The 22,830-nt window shown below is 67.5% G+C and carries 26 protein-coding genes; 17 read left to right on the plus strand and 9 right to left on the minus strand.

Features of this window, described 5'->3' with window-relative positions; all coding sequences use genetic code 11:
* Positions 1 to 120: 120 nt before the first annotated feature.
* Positions 121 to 567: a CopD family protein gene (locus A7E77_RS07610; protein WP_063687042.1), complete on the minus strand. Its 447-nt coding sequence runs from the start codon at positions 565 to 567 to the stop codon at positions 121 to 123.
* Positions 567 to 1,532 carry a uroporphyrinogen decarboxylase gene (gene hemE, locus A7E77_RS07615; RefSeq protein WP_264177021.1) on the minus strand — a complete coding sequence of 322 codons (966 nt, stop codon included), beginning with the start codon at positions 1,530 to 1,532 and terminating at the stop codon, positions 567 to 569. The genes A7E77_RS07610 and hemE overlap by 1 nt, the downstream gene beginning before the upstream one ends.
* Before the next feature lie 366 nt (positions 1,533 to 1,898).
* Here hemE and A7E77_RS07620 point away from each other — a divergent pair, with 366 nt between their 5' ends.
* From A7E77_RS07620 to A7E77_RS07675, 12 genes are all read left to right on the plus strand, one after another.
* The gene (locus A7E77_RS07620) at positions 1,899 to 2,708 is read left to right on the plus strand and encodes a pyruvate, water dikinase regulatory protein (protein ID WP_017980517.1); all 810 of its coding nucleotides are present in this window, start codon (positions 1,899 to 1,901) and stop codon (positions 2,706 to 2,708) included.
* Between the two features lie 132 nt (positions 2,709 to 2,840).
* Entirely contained in the window at positions 2,841 to 3,434 is a 594-nt protein-coding gene (locus tag A7E77_RS07625) for a Maf family protein (RefSeq protein ID WP_078462247.1), read from the plus strand.
* Complete coding sequence (locus A7E77_RS07630) at positions 3,431 to 3,778, plus strand: hypothetical protein (protein ID WP_063687048.1); 348 nt, start codon at positions 3,431 to 3,433, stop codon at positions 3,776 to 3,778. Before A7E77_RS07625 ends, A7E77_RS07630 begins: the two co-directional genes overlap by 4 nt.
* Positions 3,775 to 4,587 carry a shikimate dehydrogenase gene (gene aroE, locus A7E77_RS07635; RefSeq protein WP_063689804.1) on the plus strand — a complete coding sequence of 271 codons (813 nt, stop codon included), beginning with the start codon at positions 3,775 to 3,777 and terminating at the stop codon, positions 4,585 to 4,587. The genes A7E77_RS07630 and aroE overlap by 4 nt, the downstream gene beginning before the upstream one ends.
* Positions 4,588 to 4,598: 11 nt before the next feature.
* Entirely contained in the window at positions 4,599 to 5,201 is a 603-nt protein-coding gene (coaE, locus tag A7E77_RS07640; RefSeq protein ID WP_063689802.1) for a dephospho-CoA kinase, read from the plus strand.
* A 7-nt stretch (positions 5,202 to 5,208) separates the two neighbouring features.
* Positions 5,209 to 5,904 carry a DNA polymerase III subunit epsilon gene (dnaQ, locus tag A7E77_RS07645; RefSeq protein ID WP_063687050.1) on the plus strand — a complete coding sequence of 232 codons (696 nt, stop codon included), beginning with the start codon at positions 5,209 to 5,211 and terminating at the stop codon, positions 5,902 to 5,904.
* 50 nt (positions 5,905 to 5,954) lie between these two features.
* Complete coding sequence (gene hpf, locus A7E77_RS07650) at positions 5,955 to 6,569, plus strand: ribosome hibernation-promoting factor, HPF/YfiA family (protein ID WP_063689806.1); 615 nt, start codon at positions 5,955 to 5,957, stop codon at positions 6,567 to 6,569.
* Positions 6,570 to 6,635: 66 nt separating this feature from the next.
* Positions 6,636 to 7,100: a PTS sugar transporter subunit IIA gene (locus tag A7E77_RS07655; RefSeq protein WP_017980525.1), complete on the plus strand. Its 465-nt coding sequence runs from the start codon at positions 6,636 to 6,638 to the stop codon at positions 7,098 to 7,100.
* Positions 7,097 to 7,564: a PaaI family thioesterase gene (locus A7E77_RS07660; protein WP_063687052.1), complete on the plus strand. Its 468-nt coding sequence runs from the start codon at positions 7,097 to 7,099 to the stop codon at positions 7,562 to 7,564. Before A7E77_RS07655 ends, A7E77_RS07660 begins: the two co-directional genes overlap by 4 nt.
* Positions 7,561 to 7,887 carry a DUF1491 family protein gene (locus A7E77_RS07665; RefSeq protein ID WP_063687054.1) on the plus strand — a complete coding sequence of 109 codons (327 nt, stop codon included), beginning with the start codon at positions 7,561 to 7,563 and terminating at the stop codon, positions 7,885 to 7,887. The genes A7E77_RS07660 and A7E77_RS07665 overlap by 4 nt, the downstream gene beginning before the upstream one ends.
* Before the next feature lie 153 nt (positions 7,888 to 8,040).
* Positions 8,041 to 8,703 carry a cell wall hydrolase gene (locus A7E77_RS07670; RefSeq protein ID WP_017980528.1) on the plus strand — a complete coding sequence of 221 codons (663 nt, stop codon included), beginning with the start codon at positions 8,041 to 8,043 and terminating at the stop codon, positions 8,701 to 8,703.
* 50 nt (positions 8,704 to 8,753) lie between these two features.
* Positions 8,754 to 9,242 carry an MmcB family DNA repair protein gene (locus A7E77_RS07675; protein WP_017980529.1) on the plus strand — a complete coding sequence of 163 codons (489 nt, stop codon included), beginning with the start codon at positions 8,754 to 8,756 and terminating at the stop codon, positions 9,240 to 9,242.
* 6 nt (positions 9,243 to 9,248) lie between these two features.
* Here A7E77_RS07675 and ribA read toward each other — a convergent pair whose 3' ends face one another.
* The 5 genes from ribA to A7E77_RS07700 all read right to left on the minus strand — a co-directional run bounded on the left by ribA (position 9,249) and on the right by A7E77_RS07700 (position 14,949).
* Positions 9,249 to 10,313 carry a GTP cyclohydrolase II gene (gene ribA, locus A7E77_RS07680; RefSeq protein ID WP_063687056.1) on the minus strand — a complete coding sequence of 355 codons (1,065 nt, stop codon included), beginning with the start codon at positions 10,311 to 10,313 and terminating at the stop codon, positions 9,249 to 9,251.
* On the minus strand, positions 10,313 to 11,095 hold the full coding sequence (locus A7E77_RS07685) for an exodeoxyribonuclease III (protein WP_063687058.1): 783 nt from the start codon (positions 11,093 to 11,095) through the stop codon (positions 10,313 to 10,315). Before A7E77_RS07685 ends, ribA begins: the two co-directional genes overlap by 1 nt.
* A 439-nt stretch (positions 11,096 to 11,534) precedes the next feature.
* A complete protein-coding gene (locus A7E77_RS07690) occupies positions 11,535 to 12,149 on the minus strand; it encodes a LolA family protein (RefSeq protein ID WP_017980532.1) in 615 nt (204 codons plus the stop codon).
* A gap of 298 nt (positions 12,150 to 12,447) precedes the next feature.
* Complete coding sequence (locus A7E77_RS07695) at positions 12,448 to 14,373, minus strand: prolyl oligopeptidase family serine peptidase (RefSeq protein WP_063687060.1); 1,926 nt, start codon at positions 14,371 to 14,373, stop codon at positions 12,448 to 12,450.
* A 60-nt stretch (positions 14,374 to 14,433) separates the two neighbouring features.
* The gene (locus A7E77_RS07700; protein WP_226341876.1) at positions 14,434 to 14,949 is read right to left on the minus strand and encodes a hypothetical protein; all 516 of its coding nucleotides are present in this window, start codon (positions 14,947 to 14,949) and stop codon (positions 14,434 to 14,436) included.
* A gap of 106 nt (positions 14,950 to 15,055) precedes the next feature.
* Between A7E77_RS07700 and A7E77_RS07705 the strand changes: the two genes are divergently transcribed.
* Both A7E77_RS07705 and A7E77_RS07710 read left to right on the plus strand, forming a co-directional pair.
* Positions 15,056 to 15,784, plus strand: a complete 729-nt coding sequence (locus A7E77_RS07705) for a Crp/Fnr family transcriptional regulator (RefSeq protein WP_226341877.1) — start codon at positions 15,056 to 15,058, stop codon at positions 15,782 to 15,784.
* Positions 15,785 to 15,826: 42 nt separating this feature from the next.
* Positions 15,827 to 16,213, plus strand: coding sequence for a hypothetical protein (locus tag A7E77_RS07710; RefSeq protein ID WP_063687064.1), 387 nt, complete (start codon positions 15,827 to 15,829; stop codon positions 16,211 to 16,213).
* 10 nt (positions 16,214 to 16,223) lie between these two features.
* Here A7E77_RS07710 and A7E77_RS07715 read toward each other — a convergent pair whose 3' ends face one another.
* Entirely contained in the window at positions 16,224 to 18,551 is a 2,328-nt protein-coding gene (locus tag A7E77_RS07715; RefSeq protein WP_063687066.1) for a DNA translocase FtsK, read from the minus strand.
* A 459-nt stretch (positions 18,552 to 19,010) separates the two neighbouring features.
* Here A7E77_RS07715 and A7E77_RS07720 point away from each other — a divergent pair, with 459 nt between their 5' ends.
* The 3 genes from A7E77_RS07720 to A7E77_RS07730 all read left to right on the plus strand — a co-directional run bounded on the left by A7E77_RS07720 (position 19,011) and on the right by A7E77_RS07730 (position 22,406).
* Positions 19,011 to 20,225 (plus strand): UbiH/UbiF/VisC/COQ6 family ubiquinone biosynthesis hydroxylase, encoded by a 1,215-nt coding sequence (locus A7E77_RS07720; protein ID WP_063687067.1) that lies wholly within the window; start codon positions 19,011 to 19,013, stop codon positions 20,223 to 20,225.
* Positions 20,222 to 20,767, plus strand: coding sequence for an MAPEG family protein (locus A7E77_RS07725; RefSeq protein WP_063687069.1), 546 nt, complete (start codon positions 20,222 to 20,224; stop codon positions 20,765 to 20,767). The genes A7E77_RS07720 and A7E77_RS07725 overlap by 4 nt, the downstream gene beginning before the upstream one ends.
* A gap of 151 nt (positions 20,768 to 20,918) precedes the next feature.
* Positions 20,919 to 22,406, plus strand: coding sequence for a M23 family metallopeptidase (locus tag A7E77_RS07730; RefSeq protein WP_063687070.1), 1,488 nt, complete (start codon positions 20,919 to 20,921; stop codon positions 22,404 to 22,406).
* Between the two features lie 36 nt (positions 22,407 to 22,442).
* Here A7E77_RS07730 and A7E77_RS07735 read toward each other — a convergent pair whose 3' ends face one another.
* The gene (locus A7E77_RS07735) at positions 22,443 to 22,724 is read right to left on the minus strand and encodes a hypothetical protein (protein ID WP_017980542.1); all 282 of its coding nucleotides are present in this window, start codon (positions 22,722 to 22,724) and stop codon (positions 22,443 to 22,445) included.
* Between the last annotated feature and the right edge of the window lie 106 nt (positions 22,725 to 22,830).

A 22,830-nucleotide genomic window follows, 5' to 3' on the forward strand; every position in this document is an offset into this window, starting at 1 on the left:
GAAGGAACCGCAGCGACGAACAGCCAGAGGAGGAACGCGGAGCCACCGGGCGGCGGCTCTACGCGTCGGCAGGAGGTAAGAGGGCCCAAGGCCCCCGTCAAGCGCAGAACAACGTCAGGCTCAGAACGGCTTTACGAACACCAGCACGACGATCACCGTCGCCAGCAGCGCCGGCACCTCGTTGATCATGCGCAACGTGCGACCAGCGAGCCGCATCTCGCCGCGCGCCAGCCTTTTGGCATAGCCGACCGCCCAGCCGTGATAGCCCGACAGCAGCAGCACGAGGGCGAATTTGGCGTGCAGCCACCCCTCGCCCCAATGCTGGCCCACGGTCGCGAGCGTCAGGCCGAGTATCCACACCACGATCATCGCCGGCGTCAGGATGATGCTGCGGATCTTGCCCTCGCGTTCCACCCACAGCGCCGCCTCGTCGCTGCGCCCCGCCGCCAACGCCTCCTGATGATAGACGAGGTAGCGCGGCAGCATGAACAGGCCCGCCATCCAGAAGATGACGAAGATCACGTGCGCCGCGACGATCCACAGATAGGCGCCTGCCAAGGCTTCCATTACGCGCTCCTTACCCGATGGATCAGATGCTCGACATGCGCGATCGGGGTGAACTGGCCGATGCCATGGCCGAGGTTGAAGACGTGCGGCCGGTCACGGAAGGCGGAGAGCACCCGATCGATGCCCGCGTCCAAGGCCGCACCGCCGGCGAGCAACGCCAACGGGTCGAGATTGCCCTGCACGGGCACCCCCTGCGGCAGCACCGCGTCCGCCCAGGCCGGGTCCACCGTCTCGTCGAGCCCGATCGCGTCGACGCCGGTCTCACGGGCATAGGCGGGCAGCTTACCCCCTGCCCCCTTGGGGAAGCCGATGATGACCGCGTTCGGACATCGCGCTCGCAGCCCGGCGACGATCGCCGCATTGGGCGCGATCACCCAGCGTTCGAATTGGTCGGGTGACAGCGAACCCGCCCAGCTGTCGAACAGCTGCACCGCTTCGACGCCGCTTTCGATCTGGCGAGCAAGATAGTCGATGGTCATGGCGACGATCGCATCGATGATCGCGCCGAACGCAGCCGGGTCGGCATAAGCGAAACCGCGCGTTTCGCCCTGATCCTTCGACCCCTGCCCCGCCACCATATAGGTCGCGACCGTCCAGGGACTGCCGGCAAAGCCCAGAAAACTGGTCTCCGGCGGCAAGGCAGCGGCCACCCGTGCGCAGGTGGCATAGACCGGTTCGAGGCGCTGAGGCACCCGTTCCAGCGCCCCCAGCGCATGATCGACCAACGGCGGGGTCAGCCGCGGCCCCTCGCCCGGTCCGAACGTCAGCTCCTGCCCCAGCGCCCAGGGCACCATCAGGATATCGGAGAACAGGATCGCGCCGTCGAAACCGAAGCGTCGGATCGGTTGCAGCGTCACCTCCGCCGCCGTGACCGGATCGGTGGCCAGCGCCAGGAAGCCGCCCTTCTCCGCCCGCAGTGCGCGATACTCGGGCAAATAGCGCCCAGCCTGACGCATGAGCCACATCGGCGGCACGGCCGGCTTCGCACCCTTCAGCGTGGCGAGCAGCGGCTTGTTCACAGGATCGGTCAGCGTCCTTCTTCCTATAATAAGATTCTTAGAAAGGATGATGAAGTGATTGGCACGTGGAATACGGGATAAGCGGTTTCATGCCCTAATCACCCACAGGTTGACGGGCAAGGACGCGCGGAATCGTGTCGATTCGGTTCGCCGTGTCCCCGTTTTCCACGATCTGTGGATAAAAACGTGCCATGTTGGCGAACATGTGGATGAAATGCGGGTTGTCCACGGCGTGAGGGTCGCTTGGCGGACCTGCCGACTTGTCCTATCGATCATCCCCATGTTGTCCACAGGTCTGCCCCGGAGGTCGCGATGATGCGCCTCCACCTCCACCTTCTATCGGACTCGACCGGTGAGACGCTGGAGAACATCGCGAAGGCCGCGCTCGCGCAATATGACGACGTCGAGACCGTGCGCCATTTTTGGCCGATGGTGCGCACCGAGGCGCATCTGGAGCGCATCCTGCAGGAGATCGCGCAGAACCCGGGTCTGGTGATCTTCACGCTGGTGAACGCCGCGACCCGCCGCATCCTGGAGCAGCGCTGTCTGGCGCTGGGATTGCCGGCGGTGGCGCCGCTCGATCCGGTCAACGATGCGCTGTCGGGCTTGCTCGGCCAGCAGGCAAAGGCACGGCCGGGGCGCCAGCACGCGCTCGACGCCGCCTATTTCGCCCGCGTCGATGCGATCCAATGGACGATCGCGCATGACGACGGCATCGCACACGAGGATTGGGAGGAAGCGGATATCGTCCTGGCGGGCGTGTCGCGGTCGTCGAAGACTCCGACCTCCATCTATCTCGCCAACCGCGGATGGAAGACCGCGAACATCCCGATCGTCGTCGAAAGCCCGCCGCCGCGGATGCTGTTCGATCTGAAGCGCCCGCTCGTCGTCGGACTGACGACCAGCGCCGACCGGCTGATCCAGATCCGGCGCAACCGCCTGCTGTCGCTCAACCAGATGCCCGATACGGCCTATGTCGAAGAGGAAGCGGTGACGCGCGAGATCGCCTTTGCGCGGCGGATGTTCGCCGACAATGGCTGGCCGGTGATCGACGTGACGCGCCGCTCGATCGAGGAGACGGCGGCGGCGATCATCGCGCTGGCGAATGAGCGGAAGGGATGATGTGTCTGTTGCCTCTCCCTCAAAGTCGTCATCCCCGCGTAGGCGGGGATCCAGACGCGCTACCGTTGCGGCTCGATCACCAGCGTCAGTGGTTCTGGATTCCCGCCTTCGCGGGAATGACGGAGATTTGAGATGACCCCCCTCCTCCTCGCCTCGCAAAGCGCCTCGCGCCGAGCGATGCTCACCGCGGCTGGCGTTCCGTTCGACGCGACTGCGGCGGGCGTCGACGAGGATGCCGCCAAGGCGTCGCTCGCCGGTCGATCCCCGCGCGACCTGGCCGATGCGCTTGCCGAATTGAAGGCGGTGAAGGTCAGCCTGCGCCACCCCGACCGGCTGGTGCTGGGCAGCGACAGCGTCGTCGCGCTCGCTGATGGTCGCATGCTCGACAAACCCGAGACGCGCGACCAGGCCGCCGAGCATCTCGCCGCCATGTCGGGCACGCGCCATGAATTGTGGAGCGCCGCGGTGATCGCCGAAGCCGGACGCCCGGTCTGGCGCCATGTCGAGGCGGCGCGGATGCATGTCCGCCCCCTCTCCCCCGTCTTCATCCAGGCGTATCTCGACCAGGAATGGCCGGCGATCAGCGGCTGCGTCGGCTGCTATCGGATCGAAGGACCCGGCGCGCAGCTGTTCAGCCGCATCGAGGGCAGTCAATTCACCGTTCTGGGGCTGCCGTTGCTCAACGTGCTCGATTATTTGCGCGTCCGCGGGATGCTGCTCGCATGAACGGCGATCGCGCGCTGGCCATCATCGTGGCGGTGATCGCCGGCCTCGGCCTGCCGTTCGCGGCGATGGCGATCCTGTTTTCGCCGATGCTCTATGATTCACCGAATGCGGGCGGCTGGCCACTGACCGTGCTGTTCGTCGGCCTGATGTCTGCCTTGCCCTGCCTGATCGCCGCGCTGGCCCTCGGCATCGTCGCGGCGCTGGCGAAATTCGCGGCGAAACGTCGTCCGTTGCTGCTCGCCGCCATCCTCGCGCTTGCCGCGCCGGTCGTGCTGATCGGCGTGGGCGCGCTCACCATCGACCTCGTCTGCGACGGTCGATTCGAATGCCGGAACCGTTCATGACCCCTTATGCAGACGTGATCGGCGATCCGATCGCCCAGTCGAAATCGCCGATCATCCATCGCTTCTGGCTCGATCAGCTGGGCCTCGACGCCGACTATCGCAAGACGCTGGTGACCACCGACGATCTGCCGCGCTTCTTCGCCGAGCGGCGCGACGATCCCGCCTGGCGTGGCTGCAACATCACGATGCCGCACAAGCTTGCCGCGCTCGACCATGTCGAGGATCGTGGGGACGTGCGCGGCGGCATCGGCGCGATCAACACCGTCTTTCGCGCCGAGGATGGCGCGCTGGTCGGGACCAACACCGATGCGGGCGGCTTCTATGCGCCGATCGCCGGGTTCGACTTCGCCGATCGGCCGGTCACAGTGATCGGGGCCGGCGGCGCGGCGCGCGCGGTGCTGTTCGCGCTCGCCCGGATGAACGTGGGGCCGGTGACGCTGCTCAACCGCAACGTGTTGAAGGCCGGGGTGTTGCTGTCGTCCTTCGGCCTCAAGGGGCAGGCGCTGCCGCTGACCGCACCGGTGCCGCCCGACACGGCGCTACTGGTCAACGCCAGCACGCTGGGCATGACCGGCCAGCCCCCCCTGCCCGTCGACCTGCCCGACCTGGACGACGATAGCGTCGTGTATGACATCGTCTATTCGCCGCTCGAAACCCCGCTGCTCGCTGCGGCGCGTGCGCGAGGGCTGGAGACGGTCGACGGGCTTGAGATGCTGATCGGCCAGGCGGCGCTGGCGTTCGAACTGTTCTTCGGCGTCGCACCCCCACGCGATCGCGACGAGGAGCTTCGCGACGCGCTGCTGGCGTGACCGCTCCGTCGATGGCGCGCCCGCTGATCCTCGGCCTCACGGGGTCGATCGGAATGGGCAAGTCGACGGTTGCTACGATGTTCGCCGATGACGATGTGCCGGTGTTCGACGCCGACGCGATGGTGCATCGCCTGCAAGGCCCCGGCGGCCGCGTCGTCGCCGCGATCGAGGCGGCGTTTCCCGGCACCACGTCGGATAGGGGGGTAGACCGGGCGAAGCTGTCGGCGGCCGTCCTGGGCAATGACGACGCGATGCGCCGGCTGGAGGGGATCGTCCACCCCGCCGTAGCCGAGGAGCGTGCGGCTTTCCTCGCCGCCAACGCCGATGCGCCGTTCGTCGTCTTCGACATTCCCCTGCTCTTCGAAACCGGCGGCGACGCGCATGTCGATCGGATCGCAGTCGTCTCGGCAGCTCCGGAGGTGCAGCGCGCGCGCACGCTCGCCCGCCCCGGCATGACGCCCGCGAAATTCGACGCCATCCTCGCGCGCCAGATGCCCGATGCGGAGAAACGCGCGCGCGCCGACGTCGTCATCGCCACCGATGTCGCGATCGACCAGACGCGAGAGGCCGTCCGCCGCGTCATCGCTTGCATGAGGGCCGAAGCAGGCGGATAAGAGGATAATGCGTGAGATCGTCTTCGATACCGAGACCACCGGCTTCAAATTCAGCGAAGGCGATCGGTTGGTCGAGATCGGCTGTGTCGAGATGGTCAACCGGGTCGAAACCGGCCGCACTTTCCACGCCTATTACCACCCCGAACGCGACATGCCGGCCGATGCCGAGCGCGTTCACGGCCTGTCTGCGGCATTCCTCTCGAAATTTCCGGTGTTCGCCGAGGGCGTGGCGGAGCTGCTCGACTTTCTGGGCGATGCGCCGCTCGTCGCCCACAACGCCTCGTTCGACTTTGGCTTCCTGAACGGCGAGCTGGGTGCGCTCGGCTTCCCGCCGATCTGCCACAAGACGCGGATGGTCGACACGCTGCAGATCGCGCGCAGCCGCCATCCCGGCGCCAAACATACGCTCGATGCGCTTTGTACCCGCTATGGCGTCGATCGGTCGCACCGTGTCCACCATGGCGCGCTGCTCGACGCGCAGCTACTGGCACAGGTCTATGTCGAGCTGATGGGCGGACGGCAGATCGGCCTGGGGCTGGTCAGCGAGATCGCGACCGCGGACACGCTGGCGCCGGTCGCGCGCCGCCCGGTCACGGTACGCCCGCCGCGCACCTTTCGCCCGTCCGAGGCGGAACTTGCCGCCCATGCGGCATTTGTTTCCAAGTTGCAGGATCCAATCTGGGGGGTCGCGGCGTTCGATTAACGCCAACCGGGCAAAGGCTAACAGGTCAGCCCCTATCAATGGAGAAGACGATGGATATCCGGATTTCTGGTCATCAGGTCGCAACCGGCGACGCGCTCAAGGATCATGTGAGCGACCGGCTTCAGGGTATCGCCACCAAGCATTTCGCACGTGCCATTTCGTCCGAAGTGACGTTCGGCAAGGGGCCGCATGACGTCGGCTTCCGCTGCGATATCGTGGTGCACGTCATGAAGGGTCTGGTGCTGAAGGGCAGCCACCAGGCGCAAGAGGCGCACCTCGCGTTCGACGGGGCAGCCGAAAAGATCGAAAAGCAGCTGCGTCGCTACATGCGCCGCCTGAAGGATCGCCACGCCAGCGAGGCGGCGGCCATTCAGGAAGACATGGGCTATGACAATGCGGGCTATACGCTGTTCCAGGAACCGGCCGCCACCGAAGAGGATGTGGGCGACGCGCCGCTCATCATCGCCGAAACGCGCGTCGACATCCCCGATGCCAGCGTGTCGGATGCGGTGATGATGCTCGACCTGCGCAATACCGCGGCGCTCCTGTTCAAGAATGCGGGCACGGGCGCCTACAATATGGTCTATCGTCGCGGCGACGGCACCATCGGCTGGGTCGAGCCGCAGCGCGGCAGCGTGCAGGCACAGCAGCCCGCCGCAAGCTGATCTTTCCACCCCCCGCCGGTACTGTTACGGGCCCGGCGGGGCCCTTTTCTTTTATTCGAGACCGGGATGAACGACTTCAGCGATCTGCTGCGCCCCGAGGCGGTCTATAAGGACGTCGCCGTCGCGCATAAAAAGGCCTTGTTCGCGCAGCTTGCGACCGCGGCCGAAGGCCTTGGCATCGACGGTCGCCTGACTGCCGAACTGCTGGCGGCGCGCGAGAAGATCGGCTCGACCGGCTTCGGCGGCGGAGTCGCCATCCCGCATGCGCGCCTGCCCGATCTGCCGGCGGTGACCGGCGTCTTCATGCGCCTTGCCCAGCCGATCGAATTCGACGCGGTCGACGATCTGCCCGTCGATCTGGTGTTCATGCTGCTGTCGCCGGTCGATGCCGGTGCGGATCACCTGAAGGCGCTCGCCCGCGTGTCGCGGCGCTTACGCGACCGGACGTTCCTGACGAAGCTGCGCGGCGCGGGTTCGCCCGATGCGCTCTACGCGCTGTTCACCGCCGACGCGGCACGCGACGCGGCGTGAGCGGGACGGCCGACGACAGCGGCGCACAGGCGCATTATCGCAGCCTCGAATCGCTTTACGCTGCCGCACCGATCAACCGCCTGTTCGAATCACGGCTGGAAATCGTTGAGGCGGGTGTCGCGCGCATCCACTTCCTGATCGGGCCCGAACATTATCATGCGGCCGGCGCCGCGCATGGCACCAGCTATTTCAAGATGCTCGACGACGCCGCTTTCTATGCGGCGAACAGCCTCGTCACCGACCGGTTTCTGCTGACGACGGCATTCAACCTGCTGCTCACCCGGCCAATGAAGGCGGGGCCGGTCATCGCCGAAGGGCGCTGGATCAGCGGCAAGCGCCGCGTCTATGTCGCCGATGCGCGGCTGATCGACGCCGATGGCGAGGAGGCAGCGCGCGGCACCGGCACGTTCATGCGCTCGCAGATCGCGCTGTCCGGCCTGCCCGGCTATCGCGGCGCATCGTGAGCGATCGGCTGCCGACGCATCTGGTGGTCGGCGCGCTGCTGCGCCGGGTCAACGATGCGGGCGGCATGGCGATGGTGCGGGCGAAGGGCGATCCGCAAGGGGGCGCCATTCTGCTGCTGATCGAATCCCGTTCATCTCCGGTTCGGGTTCTCGAACGCACGATCGACTTCGATGGCGTGGCAATTCTAGCCGAATCGGTCCCGCCCGATGGTGCCGAAGCCTATTGGCGGCGGCGGCGCAGTCGCGACCCCGATCTATGGGTCGTCGAACTGGATATCCCGGAAGCCGAACGGTTCGCCGCTGAAACGATCCTGTCGAATTGACTCGTGACGGATGTGTGACGATGGCTCGCGCACGTTGAATGCGCGTTGTGCCGTGCCTGGGTGCGATCCGGGTCGGTGACGCAGTCGGGGGGATGCCCGGACGATCAGCCTGACTGATCGGGTCCGTGGTCCAACCGCATATCGAATACGTTGATGACGATTTTGCAGCGCGCCGCGGCCATCGCGGTGATGTCTTTCTCTCTGGCGGGCCTGATCAGCCACAGCTCGCCGGTCCGGGCCTCGGATCTGAATCGCACCGCGATTCCCGCACCGACCGCCCCCTCCACCGATCCGGTCGTTCCGGCATCGGTCCCCGTCTCTCCCGCTCCCGTTGCCGCGACGTTCGGACCCGCCAAGCCGGTGGTCCAGCCGCTCCCCACGGTCGAAGCCAGCGAAGACGAAGAGTATAACAGCCTCGCCGAAGCCGTTGCCGCGCAGGACAGCGCCGACGTCGACGAGACGCAGCGCTGCCTCGCCGGCGCGATCTATTTCGAATCGAAGGGCGAACCGCTCGCGGGCCAGCTCGCCGTCGCCAACGTCATCATCAACCGGTCGAAGTCGGGCCGCTTCCCCAGCGATATCTGCTCGGTGGTGAAGCAGCGCGGCCAGTTCAGCTTCGTGCGCCACGGTGAAATCCCGGCGATCGACGAAGGCCGCGCGACCTACCGCACCGCCCTCGCCGTCGCGCGCGTCGCGCTGGACGCGGCCTGGGACAGCCCGGCTCCCAAGGCGCTGTTCTTCAACACGCCGAACCGTCGCCCCGGTGCCAATGTCACCAAGATCGCGATGATCGGCAACCACGTCTTCTATCGCTGATCCGCAAACGGGGCGCTTGCCTCGTTCGCTGAATGTTCTAAACCGGGGTCATGCTCGACATGGCTCCGGTTTCTTGCGTTGAGGGCGGCGATCCCGCGATCTGCGCCGCCGACGTCGCGCGCGGCGTCACGCGGATGCTGCTGCGCCACGACCTCGTCACCATTCCCGAAGTCCCGCTGGAGGGCGGCCGCCGCGCCGACCTGATGGCGATCGACGCGCGCGGGCAGTTGGTGATCGTCGAGATCAAGGTGTCGCGCGCCGACCTGATGGGTGACGGCAAATGGCCGGACTATCTCGGTCATTGCGACCGCTATTATTGGGCGGTGCCGGCGGGGTTCGATACCGCGCCGCTGGACGGTGCGGCGTTCCTGCCGGAGCGGACGGGCGTGATTGTCGCCGATCGTTACGACGCGGCGATCCTGCGTGAGGCGCATAGCGTGCCCCTGGCCGCGCACGTTCGCAAACGCTGCACCCTCGCCTTCGCGCGACGCGCAGCGCGACGGCTGACGGGACTCACCGACCCGGAGGCGTTCGTCTGAGCGGAGTCAGAGCTGGTGGCCGGTCCGGTCCCGCTTCGTCGCCAGATAGTGCGCATTATGGGGGTTGGGCGGCAGCGCGTGCGCGACGCGTTCGATCACCGTCACGCCGGCCGCTTCCAGTCCCGCAACCTTGGCCGGATTGTTGGTCAACAGCCGCACGGTGCGCTGCCCCAGCAGCGACAGCATCCGCGCCGCCACGCCGAAATCGCGCGCATCGATCGCAAAGCCCAGCCGCGTGTTGGCATCGACCGTATCGAACCCCTGATCCTGTAACGCATAGGCGCGCAGCTTGTTGACCAGGCCGATCCCGCGGCCTTCCTGTCGCAGATACAGCAACATGCCCCAGCCCTGCGCCTTGATCGCCTCGATCGCCGCGCGCAGCTGCGGCCCGCAGTCGCATTTCAGGCTGCCGAGCACGTCGCCGGTCAGGCATTCGCTATGCAGGCGGACCAGCGGCGGCGATCCATTGGGCTGGCCAACCAGGAGCGCGACATGTTCGTCGCTCGAATCGGGCGAGCGGAACGCGACGATCTCGGCGTCCTCGGCGCCATCGACCGGCAACCGGGCGCGGGTCGCGAGACGCAACGCGCCGGATGCCTGATGCGCGTCGATTGCGGCGGGATCGATCGTCACCTCCGCGCCGGTGCCGTCGAGGACGAAGGCCGGCAGCAGTCCCGCGATCCGCGCCAGCCGGATCGCCGCGAGGCTCGCCGCCGGGCGATCGATCGCCATCGTGCGGAACGGTCCTTTCAGCGGCGTCGCGAGATCGAACTGCGGATCGGCGAGCGCGACCGCGGTGGAAAAGTCGAGCCAGGGCGCCGGCTCGATCGCGACCGGCGTGTCGGGATCGGCGGCGGCGAGCTGGTTGGTTAGCTTCAGCGTCGCGGCGCGGCCGTTGGAGATGAGCAGCGGGAATGTGCCCCCGCCCACGAAGGATTCGAGCCCGATCGGATCGGCGGTTTCGACCGCGAGCAGGGGCAGGGGGGCCTCACCCGGTGCGGCAATGGCGATCGGCCAGCCGCGGCGCAGCGCGTCGATCGCGCGCGCGACATCGCGGGCGGACGCGCTCATCAGAAGGCGAACTCGGTCAGGATCGGCACATGGTCCGACGGGCTCAGCCAGCTGCGGCAGGCTTCGTGAACGACGTGCGCCGTGGCCTTATCCGCGACGTCGCGCGTCGCCCACATATGGTCGAGCCGGCGGCCGCGGTCGTTCTTGGTCCAGTCGGGCGAGCGATAGCTCCACCACGTGTGAAGGCGCGCGGGGGCGGGGTGGAAATGCCGCCCCAGGTCGACCCAATCGTTCGAGGCCTGGAGGCGGTCGAGCGCCTCGACCTCAATGGGGGTGTGGCTGACGACCTTCAGCAGCGCCTTGTGGCTCCACACGTCGCTGGGCAGCGGCGCGATGTTGAAATCGCCGGTCAGGATGGTCGGCACGTCGAGCGTTTCCGACCAGCGCGTCATCCGTTCGACGAAGTCGAGCTTCTGGCCGAATTTGGGGTTCACGTCACGATCGGGGACGTCACCGCCGGCGGGGACGTAGACATTTTCCAGCCGGACGCCGTTGGGCAGGCGGACGCCGACGTGGCGCGCTTCCTGGTTCGCCTGCCAGTCGAAGCGGTCGTCCTCGATCAGCGGCACGCGGCTGAGGATCGCGACGCCATGGTGCATGCGCTGGCCGTGGATGACGATATGGTCGTAACCGAGCGCGCGGAAGGCATCGAAGGGGAAGTCGGCGTCGACGACCTTGGTTTCCTGGAGGCACAGGATGTCGGGTTCCACCTCGCGCAGGAACTGTTCGACGATGGCGATCCGGAAGCGGACCGAATTGATGTTCCAGGAGACGATCTTCACGCCGGTGCATCTAGGCGGGGGCGGGGAGGGGGGCAAGGTTCGGGCCGACCTTGGGGCCGTATGCGCCACGCGCATTCCGTTCGCCCTGAGCCTGTCTAAGGGCAGCTTTCCCCGAGCTTCACGCTGGTGGCAACGTGCCCTTCGACCGGCTCGGGGCAAACGGGAAGAGGGGTGCGTCATGGGCGAAGCCCATGACGTCGGACGGGCTGCGCCCGCCGGCCGCGTTTTTGGCGAGTGGGCGCCGGCACGGCGCTCGCCGCCAAAAACGGAAAGGCCCTCGCTCCGGGGGCATGGAGCGAGGGCCGACCTAGCGTTCGTCACGCAGGCGGGAAGTGGTTGATGGTCATCCGGGCAACAGGGGGAAAAAATCCCGAACGCCCCACATCCGCGAGGACGTCTCTAGGCCAGCAAACCTGTCGGGTACATGAATGAACTCAGGTCAGCGGACGTTCGGCCTCCGCGGATCGTTCCATTTGAACGTCTGGTCGCTGACCGGCACGCCGAATCGCTGATTCGACAGGCGAATCGTCGTCCGGTTGTTCTGGCTGTCGAGCGCAACCCACCCCTGCAACGCGAGTCCTGCCGGGGCCGCCGAGTCGCGGGCGAAGATCAGCGTGATCTTGCCATATTCGGGGTGCTTGGGATCGTTCGCCTCGACCGAGACGACGCGGTCGTTGCCCGTCTGGACGAGCTTGGCATAGCGGGTGATATCGCGCGTCGGATCGAGCAGCACGCCCAGCGGCGAATTCTTGATCGGCCAGCGCTGCACTTGCCGCACCGAATAATCGATGAAGGTCAGCGCGCCGCCTTCCGCGACGATCAGGATCGGCACGCCCTTTTCATACTGGAAGCGCAGCTTGCCCGGCTTCTTGAGCGTGAACGTACCGGTCAGCACCTTGCCGTTGCGGTCGGTCTGCGTGAAGTCGGCGGTCATCGTCTCGACCGACTGGAGGTGGCGCTGCACCGCGGCGAGGTCGCCGGTCGCCTGGGCGGGCAGAGCGGCCGGCGCGACGAGTGCGATCGGCAGGGCGAGAGCAAGAGCGTATCGGGTCATGCGGGTCCTGATGGGGGGAAGGCGTTGAACCGGCCCTTAACTGTCGGGGCGGGTGTTGGTGCCGGGAACATGGACGACGTGAACACCCAAAAGAAAACGATCGGTTCGTTTTTGAAGGTGATGTCGTGGGCCCATCCTAACCCTTCCGCGGCTGAGCCGCTCCCTCCCTCTCCCAATGGGAGAGGGAAGAGCCGCCATAGGCGGCGAAGCGTGAGGGTGGGTGCGACACGGCCGGGGTATGAGGGCGGTGATTCTAATTCATCGTTTAATCACAACTGCTTAAATGCCAGCCGATCCATCACTTCCCCAGCAGGTTCGCCTGCCAGAACATCAGGCTGGTCCAGAACTGATAGTCCTGATTCTCCTTCTTGGCGTAGCCATGGCCTTCGTCCTTGGCGAGCAGGTGCCAGGCGGGGACGCCGTTGGCGCGCACCGCGGCGACCATCTGGTTGGCTTCCGATGCGGGCACGCGCGGATCGTTGCCGCCGGTGACGACCATCAGCGGGATCTTCAGCTCTTTGGCGCGGGTGAGCGGGCTGATCTCGACCAGCTTGGCACGCTGGGCGGGATCGCGCTCGTCGCCATATTCGACGCGGCGCAGGTCGCGGCGATAGCTTTGCGTGTTTTCGAGGAAGGTGACGAAGTTGGAGATGGCGACGATGCAGTTCGCCGCCTTGAACCGGTCGCCGTACCGGATCGCGAGCGCGTAACACATATAGCCGCCGTAGCTGCCGCCGGTTTCCGCGATCCGCTTCGAATCGATGCGCGGGTCCTTGTCGAACCGGTCGAGGAAGGCGCCGATGTCCTTCACCGAATCCTCGCGCTTGAACGGCCCGTTGTCGAGCGCGACGAAGCGCTTGCCGAACCCGGTCGAGCCGCGGACGTTCGGATAGAAGAGCGCGATGCCCAGCTCGTTGAGCAGGTAATTGTTGCGCCCCAGGAAGCCGGGGGTCGACTGTCCCTCCGGTCCCCCGTGGATGTTGAACAGGAGCGGTCGCTTGCCGGGCCAGCGCTTGGGATCGGGGCGGTAGAGGAAGCCCGACACGGGTTCGCCGTCGAAGCTCTTCACCTCGACGAATTCCGGTTCGACGTTGCGCGCGGGATCGAGGCCGCCGGTTTCGCTCGCCGTCCAGCGCGTCACCGTCAGCGTCGCGGGATCGAGCGAATAGGTGTCGGTCGGCGCCTTGGCGGAATTGAGCGAGAAGCCCAGCGCCCCCCAGGGCGCGAATGCCACACCGCCGATGCTGCCGGCGGGCAGCGGCACGGTGCGGGCGTGGCGGCTTGCGACGTCGAGCAGCTTCAGCCGGTCGATGCCGGCTTCATTGACGACATAGGCGATGGTGCGGCCGTCGTCCGAAATGTCGAAGGCATCGACGTCCCACTTCGGTTCGGGGGCGACCGCGGTGAAGCGGCCCGTCTTCGGATCGATCGTGCCGAGGCGCTGGAAGTCCGATCCCTCGTCCGACGTGACCCACAAGGTGCCATCGGGCGCGAACTTGGCCTCGCCATAGGCGATGGCGGCGGCAGGATCGCCGATCGGTGTCAAAGCGCCGGTCGCGACGTCCATCCGGTACAGGTTGGTCTTGTTGACCGAGCGATATTCGGTGACGACCGCGGTTTTCGCATCGGGTGCGAAGTCGCTGATCGCCCAGCCGCCGCCCTTTACCTGCGCGACCAGCCGATCGCTCTTCGGATTGCGCGGATCGATGACGTAGAGGTCGTTGTCCGCGCCGTTGCGCCGCGTCGACGAATAGCCGAGCCAGCGGCCGTCATGGCTCCAGGCGTTGATCGCGTTGCGGCTCTTGCCGTCGGTCAGCAGCGTCAGGCGGCCGTCCCGCAGCGTGTAGAGCTGCCAGAATTCGCTGCCGCCGACGTCTTTCTGCACGACCATCACGTCGCCGCGCTTGGGCGCGTAGCTCGCGCGGGCGATCGCATCCGCCTCGAACGACAGCTGGCGGCGCGCGCCCATCGGCATCGCGACCTCGTGCGCCTGCACCGTATTGCCGAAGCGCGTCGCGATCAGCACGCCACGCGTCACCGGATTCCAGCCGCCGAACGCCGACGAGCGCGATTCCATATAGGGCCGCGTCGCATCGGCGAGCGCCTGCGGCACCGGCGGGATACCATCCGCCTGAATCGCGGCGGGCGGAGCGATGGTGGCGCTGTCCTGCGCCATGGCGGTGCCGGCCAGCAGAAGCGCGGCGGCGGCGGCGATGCGTTTCATCGAATGATACTCCCCGGTGTATTATGTCTTAGCTACACCTTGCCAGCTTGGCGGCGGGGATCAAGGGAAATGGCGATCGGGGGGCGGGGCCGTCAGGTCGCCGTTGCACGCCACCTGGGTGATCCGCTGATTGGGAACGTCATAGGCGACATTCACCGACGCACAGCCGCCATCGAAGATTGTGGGCCATTCCCCCGGGCGCGCGAACCAGCGGCGGTGCCCGGCGGGCGTTTCGGCGGCACGGGCTTCGGCCTCCTGTCGTGCAATATCCGCGATCTCCCGGCTGGAACAGGGCCGCATCACAGAGTCTTGCATGACCCTGCATTGCTCGCTCGGGGGGGACGAAGGCCTGGGCAACAGGTAGGTGGCGACGACATGCGTCCGGTCCGCCCAGGCATAGTTGCGTCCATAGGCGGCCAGCGGCCGGGCCGTTGCCGGCAGGACGATGCTGCGCTCGATCGCGTCCATCACCGCACGCTCGCGCGCTGATGGCGGAACCGGGGCGGCTGCGGTCGCGAGCAGTGCGAGGATCGGGAGCGCCAGACAGGATCGCGCGCGGCCGGTGATGCGTGTCATGATCGATGCCCCCTGCGGCGTAAGCGCGCCATCATGCCGGCGTCCTGCTTTGCATCAAGGGGGTTCAGCTTGAACGCCAGCGTAACGGTCGGCAAACCTGACGTATATGACGTATCCGATCCACCGTTACCGCGCGTTCGCCGATCTCACCCGCACCGAAGTCGAACTGCTCGGCACGCTCGGCGAGGGCGCGGTGGTGCGCCGGCGCGGCGAAGTCTTCCAGCGCGAAGGCGATGCGGTAAGCGGCTTTTACCTGCAGCTGAAAGGCTGGGTGGCGTCGTCGATCATCCTGCGCAGCGGCAACCGCCTGATCCAGAAGGTGCATCTGCCCGGCGACATGCTGGGCACGCCGACGATGGTGCTGTCGGAGGCGGCGGACACGCTGACCGCGATTACCGAATCGGTGACCGCCCTCGTGCCTTATGCGCGGTTCGGGCGGTTGTACCAGACGGCGCCGCGGCTCGCTGCGCTGTTCACGGTGGCGGTGCAGATGGAGCGGCTGGCGCTGATGGACATGCTGGCGATCACCGGCAATGCTTCGGCGCGCGAACAGCTGGCGCGGCTGCTCATCGACCTGCACACGCGGCTGACGCCGATCGGGCTGGTCGAGGACGATGCGTTCGATCTGCCGCTGACACAGGAGGTGATCGGCGATTTGCTCGGGCTGACCGGGGTTCACGTCAACCGCACGGTGCGCGCACTGGAGGACGAGGGACTGATCGCGCGGACGGGGCATCGCGTGCGGCTGCTCGATGTCGATCGCCTGCGGCAGCTCTCGCCGCTGCCGCCGCGCCAGCCGGCGTTCGAGCCGGCATGGCTGCCGGCGGCGCGGTAGGGCTTCACCGGCTCGTAACCCCGGCGGCATAGAAGGCGTCGGATGGATACGCACCCGACGTTTCGCGTGACGGTCGATATGGATCGCGGCTGCTTCGAGACCGCGATGCAGGGCTTCTGGACGCTGGAGACGCTGGCCGATTTCCGTCGTGCGCTGGAGGATGCGGTTGCCCGTATCCGCGCGACGGGCCGCGAGCCGGTGAGCCTGTGCGACTATTCGGGCGCGATGGTGCAGAGCCAGGAGGTCGTGGCGGGATTCATCGCGATGATGGCCGATCCCGCGGTGCGATCACGACGCGTCGCGGTCTACACGGGCGCCGCGCTTACCAGGTTGCAGGCCGAGCGCGCCAATCGCGACCACGCCGAATTCCGCTACTTCGTCGACCGGGACGCGGCCGTGGCATGGCTGTTCTCACCGGACGGGGCCTGACCCCCCCGCCTCAGATCGCGTGGCCTTCGGTATCGCGTAGCACTTCGCGGCGGCCGACATGGTCGGGGCGGCCGACGATGCCGTCCTTTTCCATGCGTTCGATCAGCCGCGCCGCGGAATTGTAGCCGATGCGCAGCTGGCGCTGCAGCCAGCTGGTCGAGGCCTTTTGCGACTCGCACACCAGCTGGATCGCGGCGCGATACTGCTGGTCCTCGGCGGTGTCCTCGCCCTCCGGCGCGCCGTCGAGCGCGAAGCTGTCCTCCGGCTCTTCGGTGACCGAGCTGATGTAATCGGGCTGGCCCTGCGCGCGCCAGTGATCGGCGATGGCGCGTACCTCGTCGTCGCTGACGAAGGGGCCGTGGACGCGGACGATGCCCTTGCCGCCGGGCATGTAGAGCATGTCGCCGCGGCCCAGCAGCTGTTCGGCGCCCTGTTCGCCCAGGATCGTGCGGCTGTCGATCTTGCTGGTGACGTGGAAGCTGATGCGCGTCGGCAGGTTCGCCTTGATGACGCCGGTGATGACGTCCACCGACGGGCGCTGCGTCGCCATGATCAGGTGGATGCCCGCCGCGCGCGCCTTTTGCGCGAGCCGCTGGATCAGGAATTCGACCTCCTTGCCCGCGGTCATCATCAGGTCGGCAAGCTCGTCGACGATGACGACGATCTGCGGCAGCGGTTCGTAGTCGAGCTGCTCTTCCTCATACACCGGCTGGCCGGTGTCGGGGTGGTAGCCGGTCTGGACGCGGCGGCCGAGGCGCTGGCCCTTGGCCTTGGCCGCGCGGACCTTGTCGTTGAAGCCCGCAAGGCTGCGCACGCCGACCGACGACATCTGGCGGTAGCGATCCTCCATCGTCTCGACCGCCCATTTCAGCGCGCGCACCGCCTTGGCGGGATCGGTGACGACCGGCGACAGCAGGTGCGGGATGTCGTCGTACATGCTCAGTTCGAGCATCTTGGGATCGATCATGATCATCCGGCACTGCTCGGGCGTCAGCCGGTAGAGCAGGCTCAAGATCATGCAGTTCAGGCCGACCGACTTGCCCGAGCCGGTAGTGCCGGCGACGAGCAGGTGGGGCATCGGCGCGAGGTCGGCGATCACCGGATCGCCGGCGATGTTTTTGCCGAGGATGATGGGCAGCTGCGCGGCCTGATCCTCGAACGTCTGGCTGCCGACGAGTTCGTGCAGACTGACCGATTCGCGCTTCTGGTTGGGCAGTTCGATGCCGATCACGTTGCGCCCCGGGATCACCGCGACGCGCGCCGAGATCGCCGACATGTTGCGCGCGATATCGTCGGCGAGCGCGATGACGCGACTGGCCTTGATGCCCGGCGCGGGCTCGAGCTCGTACATCGTCACGACCGGGCCGGGGCGCACTTCGTTGATGACGCCGTGCACCTTGAAATCGTCGAGCACGTTTTCGAGCAGGCGCGCGTTGCGCTCCAGCGACGCCTTGTCGATCGTGCCCTTCGGCGCCGGCGGTGCGGGGGTGAGCAGGTCGAGCTGCGGCAGCGTATAGCTGTGGCCGAGGTCGAGGCTCTGCTGCTTCGGCTTGGGCTTGGCGGCGGAGGGCGCGAGATTGCGGTCGGCGATATTGGGGGCGGGACGCGGGTCGGGCGTCGCGACCGCGCGCGGTTCGACGACCTTGCGCGCGAGCTGGAGCGGTTCCTCGTCCCCGTCGTCATAGGCGTCGTCGTACAGATCGTCGCCATCGTCTTCGGCACCGATCGCGTCGCCACGCGTCCGGCGCAGGCGGAAGCGGCGGTCGCCGAGGTCGATGTCGAGGCTCTTGGCCCAGATCACGATACCGGCGATGCCGACGATCAGGCCGATGCCGCGTGCCGCCCAGCGCTCTGCGCCCGGCTGGCCGATGAACGACAGGCCCCATTCCACCGCCTTCGCAATCGACAGGCCGGCGACGCCGCCCCAGCCGGCGGGCAGCGCCAGCACCGACGCATCGGAGACGAAGGCGAGCGCGGCGGCGATCAGCGCCACGCCGATCGCGGCATTGCGCAGCATCGCGAGCCAGCGCCCCGTGGGCCGATCGCGCCACAGCCGCGCGGCGACGATCGGCGCGATCGGCAGCAGCAGGGCGACAGCCGGGCCGAACAGCGTGAGCGCGAGGTCGGCGAACCAGGCGCCGGGCGGGCCCGCGAGATTCTGCACCGGGCCCCCGGAGGCGGTGTTGAGCGCGGCGTCGCTGGCGCGATAGCTTGCCAGCGCGAGTACCATTACCGCGGTGGCGACGAACAGCGCGATCGCGGCGACCAACGCGCCGCCCCGCACGGCACCCGCCTTCACCGTCTCACGCAACAGCCCTGGCTGCGCACGGCTCGCCATCGCTCGATTCCTTCAATGTTCCGAAAAGTTAACGCGGGTTCATCGGCCGATGGCGCGATTCCGTCAAGATGGGCGGACGGCGAGCTGACGTACCCACGTTCCCCGTCATCCAAACCTGGTCCGGGCCCGCGCATCCGCGATCGAGGCACGTGAAGGGTCGCGCAGGCCCGATGCGGCAAGGCGGATGCCGACCGTGTTGGATCGCCACCGCCGTCATCCTCTCGCAAGACACTATAGATAAACAATAAACCGACGATTCCGCCGTCGGGCTGTCCTACACCCACGTCCTGTGTCACGCCTGCCCACGCTCTGCCTCACCGCAGGCCTCCCGTTTCGAAAACCACGTGCGTCGGCGTGACTTTTGTGACTTTCCGAACCGCTCCCCCGCTGGGAACAACGCCTGCCCCACGACCGTAGGGAGCGTTGGCACGGTGCGCGGCGACCTGTAGGGGGATGCACATGAATTCGGACGTCATCATCCTCGGCGGGGGCCTGGTCGGCGCCACGCTCGCACTGGCGCTCGACGCGCATGGGGTCACGAGCATCGTCGTCGATCCCGCCGACCCCGCGGTGGTCCATGCCCCCGGCTTCGACGGGCGCGCGTCGGCGATCGCCAGCGCGAGCGGGCGGATGCTGGATGCGATCGGCGTGGGCAAGGCGCTGGCGGGCAAGGGCTGCGCGATCCGGCATATCCGGGTCAGCGACGGACTGGCGCCGGGCAAGCTCGATTTCCGGCCTGGCGAAAGCGACGATCCGCTCGGCACGATGTACGAAAACAAGGCGTTGCGCGCCGCGCTGTTCGCCGCCGCGACCGATGCGACCCATGTCGACCTGCGCATGCAGACGCGCGCGACCGAGCTGGCACGCGGCGAGCATCAGGTCACTGCGACGTTGAGCGACGGCACCACCGTCACCGCGCCTTTGGTGATCGTGGCGGAGGGGCGCAATTCGCCGACACGCGAGGCGGCGGGTATCCCGGTGGCGCGCTGGCAGTATGACCATGCCGCGATCGTTGGCGCCTTCCACCACGAATATCCCCACGAAGACGTCGCCTACGAAATCTTCTACCCCGCGGGCCCGTTCGCGCTGCTGCCGCTGCCCGACGACGCCATCGGCCATCGATCGGCGATCGTCTGGTCGGTGAAGGGCGCGGACGGGCCCGGCATGATGAAGCTGGGCGACCGCGCCTTCCTGGCAGAGGCGACCAAGCGGATGGGCGGCTTCCTGGGCGAACTCAGCGCAGCATCGCCGCGCGCCAGTTATCCGCTGGGCTTCCACCATGCCGCGCGGATCACGGCGGAGCGGCTGGCGCTGGTCGGTGATGCCGCGCACGGCATCCATCCGATCGCGGGGCAGGGGCTGAACCTGGGCCTGCGCGACGTCGCGACGCTGGCCGAGGTGCTGGTCGAGGGCAAACGGCTGGGGCTGGACCTGGGCGATCCGGCGCTGCTCGAACGCTATCAGCGCTGGCGCGGGCTCGACACGTTCATGGTCGCCGCCGCCACCGATACGCTGACGCGATTGTTCGGCATTCCGGGCAAGACGGCGAGCGCGATGCGCCGCTTCGGCATTTCCGCGGTCGATCGCCTGCCGCCGCTGAAGGACCGCTTCATGGCGGAAGCGCGGGGCGAAAGCGGCACCTTGCCCAAGCTGCTGCAGGGCCTGCTGGTGTGAGCGAGACGCCGGTCGATCCGGCGACGCGGGCACCCGCGACGCCGCTTGCCCGCGCCCAGGCGGGCGTGACGCGCGCCATGGGCATCGCCGTCGTCGTGACGGTGGCGCTGGCGCTGATCGGCTACGCCCACGGCGATGCGATGATGCTGGAGGCGCGCGGCTGGACGCTGGGCGTCGCGCTGCTGACGCTGGGTCTGTGGGTGGCGGCGGCGATCGGCGACGTCGCGCGGCGGCGCTTCGCTTCGGCCAGCGCGATCGATGGCGGCGACGGCGTCGACCCCGGTGTCGATGCGGCCAATGCCATCCTACGCAACACCGCCGAACAGGCATTGCTCGCCGCGATCGCTTATGGCGCGCTGACGCTGCTCGACGATCATGCGCGCGTGGCCGTTGCGCTGTTCGCGGCCTGTTTCTCGGCCGGGCGGCTGCTGTTCTGGAGCGGCTATCGCGACGGCGCGGCGGCGCGCGCGCTGGGCTTCGGCCTGACCTTCTATCCCAGCGTCGCCGCGCTGTTGATGGCGGCGCTGGCGCTGCTGCGCTAATCCGGCCCCTGTCTGCCGCAGCGGGCAACCGGCTCGTCGCAGGCGTAACCCGCACATTCCGCGGTTAATTTGACTTTAGCGCTTTGGCCCCACAACGCTGCCACCCTGACGCCGGGGGGACGCGGCGCACGGATCATGAGGCGCCGCCCGCGTGTTTTTGCGCAACGATCAAGGCTATGAGCTGGCCGGCGGCACCGCGGCGCGCCCGTTCGCGCGCCTGCCGGGCGTGCCCGGCGCGCGGCCGGCGGTGCGGACGCCGGGGCTGTTCGGTATCGATTGGGGCGCGATCGACTGGGCGCCCGACCTCGGCGCGCAGATCGGCACGCGCGACTGGTGGCGCGGCCTCGCGACGCTGACCGGCCTGCTGGCGACGGTCTGGGCGCTCAATCCCGGTATCCGCCCCTTGGTCGGCGCGGCGCCCGCGGCGCTCGACGGCACCGCCTGGGAAGAGGCGCGCGGCCAAGCCATCGCACCGCTCGCCTGGGGCGGCGACACTGGCCATCGCATGGCGGCGAACGACCTCGTCTCGCCGCTCGCCGAGGCACCTGAACGCCCGCATGTGGAGCTGAGCGCGACGCTGGGTGAGGGCGATGCGCTGGCACACGTCCTGACCCGTGCCGGCGTCGGCCGCGCCGATGCGGCGCGTGCGGCGGAACTGATCGCGCAGGCGGTATCGCTCGACGATATTCAGCCGGGCACGCGTTTGTCGCTGACGCTCGGCCGCCGACCGACGCGCACCGTCGCCCGGCCGCTCGAAAAGCTGTCGCTGCGCGCACGCTTCGATCTGGCGCTGACGCTCGATCGGGCTGCCACCGGCCTGGTCCTGACGCGCCAGCCGATCGCGGTCGACCGCACGCCGCTGCGCATCCAGGGCCTCGTCGGCTCCAGCCTGTATCGCTCGGCACGCGCCGCGGGTGCACCGGCGCGGGTGGTGGAAAGCTATATCAAGGCGCTGGCGACGCGCCTGTCGATCGGCCGCGACGTGGGGGCCGCCGACAGCTTCGACCTGATCATCCAGCGCGATCGCGCCGCGACGGGCGAGCAGCGGCTCGGCGACCTGTTGTTCGCCGGCATCGACCAGGGGCGCCGCAAGGTCGAACTCGTCCGCTGGGACGATGCGGACGGCCATGCGAGCTGGTTCGACGCCAAGGGGCAGAGCGAACGCCGCGGCTTCATGGGCATGCCGGTGGCGGGGCGGATCACCTCGTCCTTCGGATTCCGCATGCATCCGCTGCTCGGCTATCTGAAAATGCACAAGGGCGTCGACATCGGTGCGCCTTATGGCTCGCCGATCTATGCGGTGCTCGACGGCGTGGTGCAGGGCGCCGGGCGCTCGGGCGGCTACGGCAATTTCGTCAAGCTGGGCCATGCCGGCGGCCTTGCCAGCGGCTACGGCCATATGAGCCGCATCGCGGTGGCGCGCGGCCAGCATGTGCGGCAGGGGCAGGTGATCGGCTATGTCGGCTCGACCGGCCTGTCGACGGGGCCGCATCTGCACTGGGAAGTGTGGCGCAACGGCCAGACGGTGAACCCGCGCTCAATCAGCTTCGCCAGCGTCGCGGCGCTGTCGGGCAGCGACCTGCGGCGGTTCCGCAGCTACGCGGCCGGGCTGCTCGCGGTGCCGGTGGGCGGGCGGTAGAGGTTCGGATTGGCGTCGGTGTGTCGGAACCTGAGGTTAGCTGCCGTTCCGCTTGAAAAGGATGAAGTAGCGGATCGCTGTTCCGACGACGTAACCGCCCATTGCCCCTAGGCTCGGCCATAGTGGCCCGAACACGAAGTCGAGGCCGCTTGTAGACCTGAGGCTGTCAGGATGGGCGCTCTGCCACGCATACACGTATGCGATCATGGCAAGGGGCACGATCCACAGGGCCGCGCATCCGAGCTTAGGGGTTTTTGCGCCCAATCCAATCACGAGGCCGGTAAGAGCGCCCCCGATCAGTAGCATCTCGATGGTCATGCCGCATCATGCCCCGCGTGCATGGATGTCCGCAATTGAACGAAAGCAGAATGTCCGCTGGCAGGTCATTTCACCCGCTGGGACAATTCCGATAGCGGGCTCGTCG

Origin of the sequence: Sphingomonas sp. NIC1, from assembly GCF_001638925.1 — a bacterium.
Classification (GTDB): domain Bacteria; phylum Pseudomonadota; class Alphaproteobacteria; order Sphingomonadales; family Sphingomonadaceae; genus Sphingomonas; species Sphingomonas aquatilis.